General features: G+C 62.4%; 10 protein-coding genes. All 10 read right to left on the bottom strand.

Features of this window, described 5'->3' with window-relative positions; translation table 11 throughout:
• Positions 1-8: 8 nt before the first annotated feature.
• A complete protein-coding gene (locus JAN01S_RS16880; protein WP_157075651.1) occupies positions 9-1,355 on the bottom strand; it encodes a lipopolysaccharide biosynthesis protein in 1,347 nt (448 codons plus the stop codon).
• Positions 1,352-2,302: a polysaccharide pyruvyl transferase family protein gene (locus JAN01S_RS16885; RefSeq protein ID WP_157075652.1), complete on the bottom strand. Its 951-nt coding sequence runs from the start codon at positions 2,300-2,302 to the stop codon at positions 1,352-1,354. The genes JAN01S_RS16880 and JAN01S_RS16885 overlap by 4 nt, the downstream gene beginning before the upstream one ends.
• Before the next feature lie 59 nt (positions 2,303-2,361).
• Positions 2,362-4,593, bottom strand: a complete 2,232-nt coding sequence (locus JAN01S_RS16890) for a glycosyltransferase family 4 protein (RefSeq protein ID WP_157075653.1) — start codon at positions 4,591-4,593, stop codon at positions 2,362-2,364.
• A gap of 478 nt (positions 4,594-5,071) precedes the next feature.
• Positions 5,072-6,277: a glycosyltransferase family 4 protein gene (locus JAN01S_RS07695; RefSeq protein ID WP_218000014.1), complete on the bottom strand. Its 1,206-nt coding sequence runs from the start codon at positions 6,275-6,277 to the stop codon at positions 5,072-5,074.
• Positions 6,240-8,135: a heparinase II/III domain-containing protein gene (locus JAN01S_RS07700; RefSeq protein ID WP_068316140.1), complete on the bottom strand. Its 1,896-nt coding sequence runs from the start codon at positions 8,133-8,135 to the stop codon at positions 6,240-6,242. Before JAN01S_RS07700 ends, JAN01S_RS07695 begins: the two co-directional genes overlap by 38 nt.
• A gap of 8 nt (positions 8,136-8,143) precedes the next feature.
• A complete protein-coding gene (locus JAN01S_RS07705; RefSeq protein WP_068316143.1) occupies positions 8,144-10,279 on the bottom strand; it encodes a bi-domain-containing oxidoreductase in 2,136 nt (711 codons plus the stop codon).
• Positions 10,276-10,923, bottom strand: coding sequence for a PglD-related sugar-binding protein (locus JAN01S_RS07710; protein WP_068316146.1), 648 nt, complete (start codon positions 10,921-10,923; stop codon positions 10,276-10,278). The genes JAN01S_RS07705 and JAN01S_RS07710 overlap by 4 nt, the downstream gene beginning before the upstream one ends.
• The gene (locus JAN01S_RS07715; RefSeq protein WP_068316149.1) at positions 10,923-11,528 is read right to left on the bottom strand and encodes a sugar transferase; all 606 of its coding nucleotides are present in this window, start codon (positions 11,526-11,528) and stop codon (positions 10,923-10,925) included. Before JAN01S_RS07715 ends, JAN01S_RS07710 begins: the two co-directional genes overlap by 1 nt.
• Positions 11,525-12,733 (bottom strand): DegT/DnrJ/EryC1/StrS family aminotransferase, encoded by a 1,209-nt coding sequence (locus JAN01S_RS07720; RefSeq protein WP_068316204.1) that lies wholly within the window; start codon positions 12,731-12,733, stop codon positions 11,525-11,527. Before JAN01S_RS07720 ends, JAN01S_RS07715 begins: the two co-directional genes overlap by 4 nt.
• Before the next feature lie 14 nt (positions 12,734-12,747).
• A complete protein-coding gene (locus tag JAN01S_RS07725) occupies positions 12,748-14,505 on the bottom strand; it encodes a polysaccharide biosynthesis protein (protein ID WP_441663894.1) in 1,758 nt (585 codons plus the stop codon).
• Between the last annotated feature and the right edge of the window lie 63 nt (positions 14,506-14,568).

The raw sequence follows: 14,568 nt of genomic DNA on the forward strand, positions 1-14,568 counted from the left end.
GGCGGTTGTCACTTCGCGAACCTTCTTAAGCCGAGAAGTAGGACGATCCCTACTCCAAACGTTCCGATGACCGACGCGCCAACAAGATCACCTTGGGGAAAAAGCATAGTTGCGGTGCAATGTATGACCAAACTGGCGACGCCAGGTAGCGCCACCAGCGGTGCATTTCGTCCGAAGACGGCGAAACAACGAATGGCGGCAATTACTACCTTCCAGCTCGAGACAGCCAACGATACCAAGACTATATCACCGCCTAGTATGAGGCAGGCAGCTAGTGACGTTCCCACGATATCGCCACCATTGATCCAGAAACTATCAGAGACTCGCCCGGACGCTAAGAGTTGTGCCTCCAATATTGGAGTTAAGAGGCGCCCTGTGAGCGATCCCAGCAAAATAACTAATGGAGCCCCAGCTTGATCCCATGCCCCTGGAAAGTGTGGAGATGCGGCTAAGACCATGGCCCCACCCAGTGAACTGAGGAGTGCGACGTACAACGTTGTGTGCGTCGCCAAGACTTTTGCTGTGTGAAGGTCTGCTCCCTTGGAGTGCCCAAGTTCCACCAACCCGGACTTCAGTAAGGGCCCCGAAATGAGCGCACTAACCCCGACGGTGGCCTGATAAGCCAAAAAGTAAATACCTACCACGTGAGGCGTTGCGAGCAATGATAGAACCAAGTAGTCACACTGCGCACCAAAAAATTGGACTAGCGATTGCGCAGCCCAACGGATTCGATCGAAACGATCACGAACTGCGACAACTGCATTATGGGAATACTCTTGATAGTCATCGCGCAACATCCATGCGGTAGCAGCAACATTTGCCGCGGCTCCTAGGCCGAGTGCCGTTGGCAATGCAATAGCAGATTCGGTAGTAGCGGCTACAGAAATGCCAACCACTAGCTTCGTGCCGGCACCAATGAACTGTCCAAGGACAGCGGCCCTAAGCTTCTGCGCTCGGATAGCGACGGCGTTCCAAGCCAGGGATAGTCCTGTGAGCGGGATCGTTGCAGCAACCGAAATCACCATGACCCCCAATTGCGGGCCATTGAGTCCGAAGATTGCAACACCAACCAAGGCACCAAGAAGGCCCAAGCAGCAGTTGACTCGCAGGCTGGTTTTAAGAAGATCGCTGGTTCGAGCCAATTTACCCGTCAAGTAGGCATTGATTTCCCCAAGGTTGGTGAGTGCGACGAAAACTATCAAAGTCGCACTCGCCGATGCGAAAAGGCCAAAATCGCCAGGAGACAGCCAAGCTACCAGCAAGAACTGGCTGATTGCGCTCGTGCCTTGCGCACCAACCGAGCCCAGCGTAAGAATTCTGGTGTTGCGACCGATGGTCGCGACTGAAGACTTCAAGAGCGTGCGATGAACCGAACGTTGTCAAGATCGCTAAGAGAATGTTCGAAAATTCCCTTCAATTTATGGTATCCCGAGTCCACTAGCACGGTCTCCTTCCCGAGTAGAGCAGAGGGAATGGCGACGTGGAGACGATTTGTAAGCACTAGATTGGCATCTCCGATCCTTCTGCAGAACTGTTCGAAGTTGACGAGGGATGTATCTGAAAGGTCCGTGCCCCAGATTCGGTCCAGGTGGGTGAACTTACTTCGAATGTCGCTCGGTGCTGCATCCAGGAGTTCTCGATTGGCGCGGTTGACACGCTGAAAGGTTGAGATTCGTCGGAGTGGCCTCAGTGCTCTAGGAGGTAGCGACCTAGCGCCCGTGACGATCATCCGCTTAAAATTGGAGCCAGCCCGATTCTCGTACGAATCGACGGTTGTCATCTCATTCCTAATATCGCGCGCCTCGACGCCTAACCGGCCTACCAAGAGTGACCTACCCCTGATGCCACCTGCTTGAGCGTTAGGGATATACCGCGGTACATGTTCTGCGCCAGAGATGACGACGTCGTGATCGAGAGCTAGTGTGACGCCTACATCACGTAAAGCATTACCCCAGTCGCGCTCCAAGTGTTCCATTGAATAGGGCTCACGCAGGATCCACAACGTCGGAGCTTGCCGGTTGTCAAACATTCTCGCCGGGTTCTGCTTGAGGAACTGGGCCGAAGAAGGGAATATCAGGAGTGGCTTGCGTGTGTAGCGCTTAAGCTCCTTTGTGATCAGATCGGGAGCTTTGAACCGGTCCAGAAGGGCGCCATTTGGAGGGATGGCAACAAAGTCGAAGTCATGTTCCGGATTTCCAGTCAGCTGAACATTCTGCTGCCTGCAAATGTCGTGTAGGACGCTGCGCATGAGAATGTCGCCATTATTCGCCATCGGCCGGCCGCGCTCGTCGGATAGCGGCATCAGCCAACCAGATTTGTTTACGTACGGCTCGAGATAATGTGCGAGGTTGGTTTGCACCATCAGCGTCTCCAATTAGTGGCGAAAGTGACCGAATCTAGATAGTCGAGTTGTACGGCGGGTAAGGAGTAGTTTTCCAGTGCATGGTTCCGCGCATTCACGGACAGCCGTCGCCAAGTCGTCGTTCTGGACGTCTCCAGAATTGCACTTGCGATCAAGTGAGGGTCGCGGGGGGTCACGCGCCCAGCGTCTGCCTCTCGGATGACGTCGCCCATTGCTCCCACGTCTGTAACGATCGCGGGAAGTCCGGTGGCGAGTGCCTCAACCAGCGATCCCGGCAGGCCCTCTTGCCTTGACGGAAGAACAAAGATTGTCATTCTATGCATCTGCTCTAGTACAGATTGTGTGAATCCTACTACTTCGATTTGATTCTCTAGGCCAAGTTGAACTGCCGACTCATAAAACTCGCGTTCATAGTGCCGGTCGTAGAAGGGCCCAACGAAGAGGCCGCGAACATTCTCCCACCCAGGAGTCGCTTTCAGTATGGCTAGCGCTTTCAGCACAACGTCGGGCCCTTTGTTGTTGCTTAGTGCTCCGACAAACCCGATGGTTCGAAGCTCTACTCTTGAGTCGTTGGGCGGCGGGCAGTAGTAACTTGTGTCCACAGGGTTTCCGACAGTCCTTACCCGTCTGTTGTCCAGCCCGGCAGCAATCAGTTCGCGCTCGGTCAACTTTGAAAGTGCCAATCCAATAGTGGCGCGTGCAATAATAGCCTTTCGGATGCGGACCAAGCGTTGACGACGGTTGGGATCGTTCGTGAAGCCGAGTTCCGCGTTGGACCCTAGGGGGACAAGTATTGTTGGAACTCTGCGTGCTTGGGCCGCGACAAGTGGGAGCAGATTAAATAGGTAGATCCCGTGAGCGTGGATGACATCGAAATTGGCGGAGTTCCGCCATAGCCATCGAGTGAGAGCGATCGTCCATTTGAGTTGCGCCACTCTTCCGGACCGATCGTATGTCGTCGGCGTTATCACCTTTGCCCAAGGGAATTCGGTTCGTGCCCCCACGTGTCCCGTTACGATGGAAACATCGAAGCTCTCATTGTTGGAGAACAGGCGTTCCATGAAGGTATTGGGTCCGCTGTACAACTGACCGGTCGCATTAGGATTCAATACGGCGAGGCGTAATTTTGAGGGAGCGCTTGACAGAATTGCTCTCTCGATGAGATTGGCCTGTTGATCGGCTACCCAGTGTTTTCCAAGGCTTTCCGCGCAGTGTCTGGTCACGGTGTCGGAATCATCTTTCATTCGATTACCCCACTCGTAGACGGCTTGCGCGAATGCCTGCAAGTCATCCTCGGGGACCAGCGATCCATTATATGCGGGGATTATGGCTTCAGTCTCTGGGCCTTGTTTCGACATCGTATTGTTGGTCACCACTGGTCGCCCGTGGGATAGGGCTTGCAGGATGCTGAGTCCCGCGGCCCCAGGGATCACGCAAACGTCGATTTCCGAATAGAAGCGGGCCAATTCGTGGGGCTTGTGAATCTCGCCGTACATCCGTAAAGGCACCTTTACGGCCTCACTGGCTTCAAGTAGGTGGGGGACCTCAGATCCATCGCCTGCGAGGTGCACTTCGGTGGTGATGCCCCGCTTGTTTAGGAGCTGAGCGATCTCAATGAGTTGCCCAGCCTTCTTGCTCGGAGTAAGGCGCATGACGGCGCCAAGTCGTAGGGTTGGTGAGGGGATCTTGTCCACTCTCAACAAGCCCAAGTTTGCTGCGGCAACGTTACTGTTGCCGATGGCTGTGATGAAGTCAGGTGGAAAGCCTGCAGCGATGCCGTGATTGCGAGCATGGTTGCCATACACGAATAGATGGTCAGCTAGTCTGTAAAAGGTTCGTCGAAAGCCCGCGCGCAAACCTGCTTCTTGATGTCTCCATCCTTGGGTCCAGAAGAATATGCGGGTTCCTCGTCTGCGCTCGGTGTACGCGGAGTACCAAGTGGTCAAGTAGCGGTAGTCGCCAAGAAAGATGATGACATCAGGTCGAATTTCTCGGATTTTGGATTGCAGCCCACGCTGAATTAGGAAGGGGCCAACCCATATGTTCCTTAGTGCATGGGTGTTTCTTAAGTTGCCAAAGGAAATTGTTCTAATTCCGTTCTCGCCGACAGGTGAAGCCAAGAAGTGGTAGTTGATTCTTGTAGAATCGGCCATTAGCTGGAATACCGCATCCCGGTAGTGAGGTAGGTGCTGGTAAACAACGAGCACGGTAGGGCGGGCCGTGGGGTTCATTTGGCGTATCTGCTTCGGAGTGGTCGGGCTGGGCGCCCAGCGTAAACGGTATCAGCCTCTAAGTCGCCCGTGACGAGCGAGCCGGCGGCAACGATCGCACCGCGACCTATGTTGCTGGAGCCAATAACTATTGTTCCATAGCCAATCAGAGTGTCACCTTCAATGTGAACATACCCAGGTGGATTGGGGGGGATTTCCATCAAGGTCCTGGTGGGGTCGTCGAAAGGGTGGTCGTCACCGATGAATGCCACTTGGGTTGAGATCATTACATCTGGTCCAATATGCGCATTGCTCATACAGTGAAAATTGCTCCCGATGAAGGTTCGTTCGGCCACCCTCAGTGTTCGTCCTCGTCCCACGCGTATATGGGTGCCGAAAACGACGTTAGATTGGGCTGTTATTCTCCCGGGTGATGTCATGAGTGCGGCGAAGCGTCGACTGTGACGACTCGCCTGTCGGAATAGGTTCGTGGGGTGGGTCATAGCGAAATCGCATCCTCGAGCGCATGGTTTAGCAGGTTGGCCATTGCGCTTCTCGATTGGTTTCTGGAGATCCATGCTCGGCCGTTTATGCCCATCGCGATCAGGTCTTCGTTTGTCTGTGAACCTAGTTTGTCGAGGCCATGGCCGATCTCATTGGGTGAAACTGCAAGGCCTGCGTGCGAATCCATGACCAGGTCTGAGACGATACCGGGGCAGTTCGTTAGGGTCGCTCGGCCGGCAGCCATGTAGTCGAACACCTTATTTGGGCTTACCGCGCTGCGGAAGAGCTCGACATCTGCGAGCACGTGCACCCCTATGTCGGCGGCCGCCAACAGGTCAGGAATTTCGGACTTCGGTACGGGGTCCATGAACCGGACGTTCGTTAGTCCTCGCGCTTGCGCACTTTCCTGGAGGCCGTGTTTCAGCACGCCTCCACCGACTAGAACTACATCCACGTTGGGGGCCTGCTCAGCACCGTCCAGGAGCAGGTCAAGGCCGTTCGCCGGGCCGTGGGCCCCCGCATAGACGGCGGTCACCCGGTCGAACCCGTAGCGCAGTCGCAGGTCCTCGCGAGGTGCGCTGGCGACAAAGTCCTCCGGGTCAGCGCCATTGGGGATGTACACGATTTTGTGCGGTGCCACCCCGCGTGCCACAAGTTCTGTGCGGGACCCCTCGGCCATGATCACGATGGTTCGAGCCCGTGCGTACAGGAACTCTTCGAGCGCGGTCAGAACCCTGTAGATCGGTGAATTCGTGCTGAGGTGGTTCATGTCGACGAGTACCTTGGGCCAGAGGTCACGGACCTCGAGGACGAATGGAACCCTCTTGATGATCGACAGCAACCACGCGGCCAATGCAGCTAGCAGGTGGGGTGACGACCCGTAGACCACGTCGACGCGGCCAACGCGCATTCCTCGGAGCATGGCGGCTGCGGCGTAACTGATCCAGTTCAGGATCCGCGAGATGCCGTTGCTCGAATACCCCATGACCGGCACGGTGACGAATCCCTCGGAGTCGCCGACCCGTCGACCGGTCTGCGGATTGAGATTGCTCGCGATGATGAGGTGCTCCCAGCCGTCGAGCCGTGAGAAGAGCTCGACGTGCCGTGTGCCACCGGCTTCACCGCGTGGAGCGGCGAAGTGGTTGAGGACGAGAACCCTGCGCCTACGCACGGGCCACCTCCACGGTGTGGAGAGTGCCATCAATCTCAAGGTCGATGGTCACAAGGTCGTCGTCCTCGCGGACCGTCAGGTGCTCGTCGTTGATGGTTCTCGTGTCGCCTGCGCCCCAGACAAACCACCCGGCGTCGGCGCGAGACTGTCGCCACGGTGATGGGGCCCATCGGCCGTAAGTCTCACTTATCCACCCGGCGAAGGGGGCCTCTTCAGCGATTGTCGATGTGCTCCCTTCGAGCACCAGGCGCTCACCGGCGTCGCCCTCAGGGGCCGTCATGACCCATCCGCGAGCGCCCTCTGGGAGCCGATCGATGACGGTGACGCCCGAGTCCTCAACGAGGACGAGGCGCAGACACCGGCCTTCGTCGAAGCCGTCATGCCAGACGGCCAGGATCGTCCCCAACGGCAGCTCTACCGCCGCACTGCCGGCCGGGACCGTCGAGCGCTGCCAGCGGAAGGCCCTGTGGGGTCCGAGCAGGTCGCCGCCGTCGGGTCGCCACACGGGGTGTGCGGCACTGGTGCGGAAACCATCGCGCACGTGGAGGGGGCCGTTGTACGTGCCCGTCCCCGGGTCGCGGGTGACCCAACTGCCATCGTGCTGGATCCAGACCGAGGTCAGGTCCGCGTGCTGGTGTGAGGGTGTGAGGGACCGCTTGAGCCAGACGGCCCAGAGGCCGCGTCGGACACCGCTGAAGTGGCCACTGGTCCAAGGTCCTTCGGGACGAGGGGGAGCAGGCTCCGCGGTGCCGGAGGCGGCTGCGTACCAAGCGAGTTCGTCGTAGATGTCCCAAGCGGATGCTGGCGTCGAGCCACCAACCAGGTGTCGAGCCAGCAGGGCCGCACCAGCGACGTCGCCCGCAGGAGCTGAGTCGGCGAGGACCCTCCCTTCGTCCCAGTCGCCGTACTGCGGGACATCGCCGTCGAGGACACCCAAGGTGATGAGGTGCTCCGCCGCGGTCGACATCGCCCGTGCGACAGCATCGGGGGCGTCGCCGATGAGCACCCGGACGATGAACATCTCGAGGACGAACCGGTGGTAGGACAACGAGTCCTCGATCATCGAGCCGTCGGGCAGCATGTGCCGGCCCAGCTGCTTGAGCATCAGGCGGTCACCCATCGACCGCCATCGCCCTGCTGCGGGATGGTCGGGGAACATCTTGCCGAGCACCATGAGCCCGAGGCCGTCGCCGAGGAGGTGGTTGTTCTTCATGCTGGTCATCGTGTAGGGCAGCTCGACCATGATGTGCCGCGCACTGGCGACGAGCTGGTCGTCGAGCTCGGCCCGCAGGCCGCCGTGCAGACGGTCGCCCACGAGGCGTAGCACCTGGCTCCACGCGATGGCCCGCAGGGCCAGCTCGAGGCTGGAGTACCAGTTGACCCCTTCCTCGGGGCGGCACTCGCGGCACCATCTCACGAGCATGGACTCAAGGTGGGGGAACCACGGACCGTCGGGCTCCAGCACGCTTGCCCGGGCCAGGACCACGAGGTCACGGTGCCGTGCCGACTCCCAGGTGAATTTCACATCCGAGAGCCGCTGGTCGGTCCGGATGTCGATCTGCCACCACGGGGTGTCCTCCGGCCAGCACCGCCCGGTGAGCGGGTCCATGGCCCAGCTGGCGGAACTGCCAGTTGGCACCCGCTCCCCGAAGACCCGTGTGCCCTCCTCGACGATGAGCCGGGCGTCCTCGAGGCAGCGTCCACGTGCTCGCTCAGAGCTCGGGACGTGATGCCCGATGTCCAGCGGGGTGGAGGTGTACCCGCCGGGCACGGGGCGGAAGAGTCGGGCGTGGCCGTTGGTGCGTTTCGACGCCTCGTAGACCGCGCGAAGCGGTGCCGAGGCGCCGAGCGCCCGCACGTCCTTGACGACGCTGGAGATCGAGGGCATTGGGGTCCTCAGTTGTTGAAGGGCTGGCTGCCGACGCGGGGGTCGACGGGGATCACGGTGCGCTGCTCGAGGGACTGGACCGCGGCGAGCGCCGCGGCGGTGCTGGCGATCGTGGCCCGGGTGTCGGCGTCGCCGGCCTTGCCGGCGATCGCGTCGGCGAAGAGGCGCAGGTTCTCCACGTGGCCCTTGCCTGGGGCCGAGAGCTTGACCTCCTTGCCGTCGATCGTCAGCTTGTGGAAGTCGTCGATCGTCACGGTGTGACCACGTCCGAGGATGTCGAGGTACTCCTTGGACGAGCTCGCGTGACCGTGCTCGGCATAGGTGATGGTGGCGATCGATCCGTCGGCGAACTTGGCGCTGATGACAAGGTCCTCCTGGAGGACGAGCTCGGCGCCGCCGGAGCCAAAGGCGACGATCTCGGCCACCGGCATGCCGACCACCCAAGAGGCGAGGTCGATGAAGTGGCACACCTCGCCGAGGAGCCGACCGCCCTGACGGCGGTCCTTGTACCAGTGCGTCTCGGGCAGACGGCCGGCGCTCACGCGGTAGGTGATGACCAGCGGCTCCCCGGTCCCGCCGAGCGTCTTCCGTGCCTGCTGGATCGCCTCGGAGTGGCGACGGTTGAACCCTCCCCACAGGACACGCTCGGAGGCCTGCACGGCCTCGAGCACGGACTCCAGCTCGTCTTCGCTGAGCGCGAGGGGCTTTTCCACGAAGACGTGCTTGTCCGCGGCGAGTGCGTCGCGGGTGATCTGCGCGTGCGAGTCGTGGCGGCTGAGGACGAAGACAGTGTCGACGCTGTCCATGGCCAGCAGGGAGGGGACGTCCGCGACCACCTGCGCGACATCGTGCCTCTCAGCGAGATGACGCGCCGTCAGCCCGCTGTTGGACGTGACCGCCACCGCCGACGCCAGGCCGGCCTTCTTCATCGCCGGCAGGAAGGTCATCTTGGCGTAGTTGCCCGCCCCGACGATGCCGGAGCCGCGGTGACCGGCCTTGATCGGGCGAAGGGAGATGGGATCCCGACCGACACCTTGACGGCTGTAGGAGAACTGCACGGCGAGGGCCTTGGGGTCCTGCCCGATCGTCTCGTACGCCCGCTCGGACTCGTCGATGTCGAAGACGTGGGTGACCAGGTCGTCGACCTGGAGGCGACCGCCGGCAACCATGTCGAGGTAGGCCTCGATGTTTCGTCCCTCGGTCCACCGGACGTGGCCGATGGGGTAGTCGATGCCGTACTCCTCGTACGTGCGGTCGTACCGTCCCGGGCCGTAGCTGCGGGCGAAGCGGACATCCACCTCCTTCATGTAGAAGGGGGTCCGGGCCAGCTCGACGCCCACATCACCCACGACGACGACGGCGCCACGGTCACGTACCCGCTCGACGGCGGCCATGACCGGGTCGGAGGACTTGGTGGACGCGGTGACGAGGACGGCGTCCACGCCGCGGCCACGGGTGTGGGCCAAGATCGCATCGGTCGTGCCCTGGCCCTCCTCGATCAGGCCGATGGCACCGGCCTCGGCCGCGAGGTCGACAGTCCAGTCGCGGAGGTCGACGCCGATGACCCTCAACCCGGAGGCGAGGGCCAGGCGGGCCGTGAGCTGCCCCACGAGCCCCAGTCCCACGACGGCGACGGTGCCTCCGAACTGCACATCTGCCTGGCGCAGGCCCTGCATGGCGATGGCAGCGACCGCTCCGAAGGCCGCGGCCTCGTCCGTGACCCCGTCAGGGATCGGTACGGCGAGCAGGGAGGGGACGACCTGTGCCTCGGCGTGCCCCGCCGAGGCTGTGGCCACCCGGGTGCCGGGAGTCAGGTCGTGAACCGAGGACCCCACCTCGAGGACGATGCCAGCGGCGCTGTACCCCAGAGGCATGTCCTCGTCGAGGCGGGTGCGCACCGCCTGGACCGTGTTGCGCAGACCCTCGGTGCGGGCCTTCTTCAGCACTTGGCGCACCAGGTCGGGTCGAGCCTTGGCTTTGTCGATGAGGCTGGCAGATGCCAGCTCTCGCACGGCCTTCTCGGTCCCGGTCGAGAGCAGAGATCGCGTCGTGCTGACGAGGACCTCGGCGGGGCCACAGGTGGGGGTGGGGACCTCGACGACGCGGAGGCTTCCGTCACCGACGGACTGGACGACCTGCTTCATTGGGACTTGTCCCTCTCGAGTGGGTGTGCGGGTACACCGACCAGCGTGGCGCGGTCGGGGGCATCTTTGGTGAGGCAGGCGGCCGCACCGAGGGTGACCTCGGAGCCGACCGCCAGACCTTGGAGGACGGTGCTCGCAGCACCGAGCAGGGTCAACGACCCCACGGAGCATTCGCCGGAGACTGTGGCGTTGGGGTTGACGCTGACGAAGTCCTGGAGCCGGACGTCGTGGCCGACGACCGCATGCGCATTGAGGTGGACGTGGTCGCCCAACGAGACGTTGGTTCCCAAGGAGACCCCACCGAGGACGATGAGCCCCACCCCATGACGCAGCTCGCTGCCGCGGACGGTCGTGGGGTGCACCAACGCCGGGAACGGGTGTCGTCCGCCCAGAGCGCCGACGACAGCTTGGCGGATCGAAGGGTCTCCGATGGCGACGGCAACCGCCGCGCCCTCGGGCGCTGCGGCCAAGCCTCCGAGGTGCGGGGTGCCGAGGGCTGAGAGGCGATCCGCATTGGCGGGGGAGAGGTTGTCATCGATGAACCCCAGGAACCGCCAAGTCGGCTCCTTGTCGTTGATGGCTCGAACGACGTCCAGGGTCTCGCGTCCGAATCCGCCGGCGCCGACGATGACGAGGTCCTCCATCACGCGGCGGGGCTACCCATGAACTCGGACATCGTGGCCTCCCCTTCGGCGGAGATGCCGTCCCGGCGCAGGACCTGAACGACGGTCCGCGCGATGATGCGCAGATCGACAGTGAGTGAGTTGTGGTCCACGTACTCGACGTCCCGCGCGAACTTTTGCTCCCAGGACAGGGCATTGCGTCCAGAGACCTGAGCGAGGCCGGTCAGACCCGGCCGGACCGCGTGGCGCCGGGATTGCTCAGGTGTGTAGCGCTCGAGGTACTGCATGAGCAACGGCCGCGGCCCCACGATCGACATGTCACCGCGGATGATGTTCCACAGCGTCGGCAACTCGTCGAGACTGGTGCTGCGCAGGAAGGCCCCTGTGCGGGTCATCCGCTGCGCATCCGTCACCAGGCCGCGCTCGGGGTCCGGCAGGCGCATGGTCCGGAACTTGAGCATCTCGAAGGGGGCACCGTCCAGCCCGGGTCGCTGCTGGCGGAAGAGGACCGGGCTGCCCATGGTGAACCGGACGGCTACCGCCGCAACGGCTTGTACGGGCAATGAGGCGACGAGTGCCGGGACGGTGAGAGCGAGGTCCAGCAGTCGCTTGCCGCGGTAGCTCATGACGAGGTCACCTCGCGGGTGAGTGCGGAGATCACCTGATCGATCTGGTCGTCGGTCAGCGCGGGGCCACTCGGGAGGGTGACCCCGCGCTGGAACAAGTCTTCGCTGACGCCGGTGGTGAAGGCCGGGGACGACGCGAAGACGGGCTGGAGGTGCATCGGCTTCCAGAGGTGTCGGACCTCGATGTCCTGGGCGGACATGGCGGCGACGAGCTTGTCGGCGGGGGTGGTTTCGAGGCTCGTTCCTCGCTCCTCAACCACCGCGGAGTGCCCTCGTCGCTCCTGCACCACCGCGGGGTGCCCTCGTCGTTCCTCAACCCACGACGGGTCCAGGACGACGGTGGTAAGCCAGCAGTTGTCCTCCGCGTCGTCCCTGCTCGAGCTTTCCCGGCCCAGGAAGCGCAGTGGTAGGTCGGCGAACGCGGCGGCGTAGCGGTCACGGATCTCGCGACGACGGGCGATCATGTCATCCAGGCGCTCAAGCTGCCCACGGCCCAGAGCAGCCAAGACGTTGGACAGCCGATAGTTGTAGCCGACCTCGGTGTGCTCATACCAAGGAAAGGGTTCCCGGGACTGCGTCGACAGCTTGCGAGCATGCGCGACGAGGTCAGCGTCATCGCTCAACAGCATTCCTCCACCCGAGGTGGTCATGATCTTGTTGCCGTTGAAGGACAACGCGGCAGCCGTACCGAACGAGCCGGCGGCACGGCCGTCGAGGTGGGCGCCGAGCGACTCCGCAGCATCCTCGAGCAGCGGCACACCGAGCTCCGCCAGGCCCGCCTCTAGAGTCGGGTACTCGCAGGCCCGGCCGAAGAGGTCGACCGGGATCGCGCCAACGACGTCTTCCCCTTCGTCCTTCAGCGTTCGGACAGCGTGCAGCATGAGCTCGACGTCCACGTTGCCGTCATCAGGTCGCGCATCGACGAAGACGGGCTCGGCGCCGGTGTACACGACCGCGTTGGCGGTTGCGGCGAAGGTCATGCTCGACAGCACCACCTTGGTTCCCGGTCGCGCTCCGAGGTGGACCAGGGCCAAGTGGAGAGCGGCGGTCCCAGAGCTGAGGGCCAGGGCGTGGTCGACACCGACGCGTTCGGCGATTTCTCGCTCGAAGGCGTCGACGTGGGGACCGAGAGGGGCCACCCACCCTGAGCGCAGGGCATCGAGGACGTACCTCTCTTCGGCCTCGCCCACGAGAGCTTGGGACATGAGGATGCGACCCGTCACGCGTCGACCCCGAGGCTCTCCGGCGTGGCGACGTCCCGCATCCAACTTGCGGACTCGGCCGGGGAACTGTGCTGCGTGTGCTCCACTGCCGCGCTGTCGATGGTGGGGACATCCACACTGTTGACGAGTGGGTGGTCGGTACGCCGGATGTCCTCGCCTGGTGTGAAGAGTTCCTCCGACATCTTTTCTCCTGGACGCAGGCCGGTGTAGATGATCTCGACGTCCTTGCGGCCGGATAGCTCGATGAGCGTCGTGGCGACGTCCTGGATCTTGGCTGGTTGCCCCATGTCAAGGACCATGACCTCGCCGTCTCGCCCAATGGCAGCAGCTTGCAGGACCAACTGGCAGGCCTCGGGGATGAGCATGAAGTATCGCTCGACGTCCGGGTGCGTGACCGTCACCGGCCCACCTTGCTCGACCTGGGCCGTGAAAGCCGTGATGACCGAACCCCGCGAGCCGAGGACATTGCCGAAGCGGACGCTGACGTACGTGTGCTCGTCCTTCTGCGCGAAGTCTGCAGTCAGCCGCTCGGTCACCCGCTTGCTGTAGCCGAGGACGCACGATGGGTTGGCTGCCTTGTCCGTCGAGACATTGACGAAGGTCGACACGCCGACGTGTTGGGCAGCGCGCAAGACGTTGAGCGTGCCGAGCACGTTGGTCTTCCATGCCTCCTCCGGATACATCTCCAACAGTGGCAGGTGCTTGAGCGCTGCCGCGTGGAAGACGACCTCGGGACGGTGGTGCTTGAAGACCTCGATCATGCGACCGGCATCTCGGATGTCGGCGAGGACAACGTCGTCCGACTCGAACAGCCCTTGGCCGGTCACGGACAGTTGCGTCCCGTGCAGCGCCGACTCGTCTCGGTCGAGCATCACGAGGTGCTTGGGACCGAACTTGCTGATCTGACGGCACAGTTCCGACCCGATGGACCCGCCAGCACCAGTCACGAGGACCGTCCGACCGGAGATCGTGTCGGCGATCGCCGTGGCATCGAGCTCGATGGGACGGCGGCCGAGGAAGTCGGCGAGGTCAAGGCTGCGCAGGTCGCTGCCCCCGATGCGTCCGAGCATCTCGTGGGCCTGCGGCAGAATCAACGTCTCGAGGCCCGCGCCCTGTGCGGCATCCCGCAACTTCTTCACCAGCTCTGGCTGGGCGCTGGGGACGGCGATGGCCAGTGTTGTGGCCTCGGTCTGCTCCGCCACGGCGACCACGTCGTCGCCGGTCCCGAGCACCTTGACGCCGTCGATGCGCATGCGACGCTTCGCCCGGTCGTCGTCCAGCAGGCCGACGGGAGTCATGGAAGACAACTGGTCGCGAACCAGTGCGCGAACCAACTGTCGCCCACCCTCCCCTGCACCAAAGACCAAAACCCTGGACGCCGCAGTTCCCCGTGGGTCCAAGCGGGTGCGGGTTGCCCGCAGCACATACCGGGCGCCGAACATGCCGAGCAGGGCGGTAGCACCGGACGCGAGTGGTAGGGATCGTGGCCCCAAGTCCCAGGGTCCCAAGGTCACGGCCTGCAGGGAGATCGACCAAATGAGAACTGTCTTCATGAGGTCGACGATTTCCTCGTAGGAACCTCGGTGGTGCCCCACCGCGTAGGGCCCAACGAATGCCCCGATAAGCACATGTGCCGCTGCCGCCAGCACCGCCAATCGAACGACTGGGAGGGTCAAAATCTCTTCGATGCGGAAGTCATAGCGGAGGAGTCCGGCAAAAAACACTGCAACCGTCAAAGTGACGACATCCACCATCGCCCAGAGCCAACGGTTCGTCTGCGGATCGAAGGTCACGGCGGAACGCGTAGCCATCAGAGT

This window comes from Janibacter anophelis NBRC 107843 (genome assembly GCF_001570945.1).
GTDB lineage: Bacteria > Actinomycetota > Actinomycetes > Actinomycetales > Dermatophilaceae > Janibacter > Janibacter anophelis.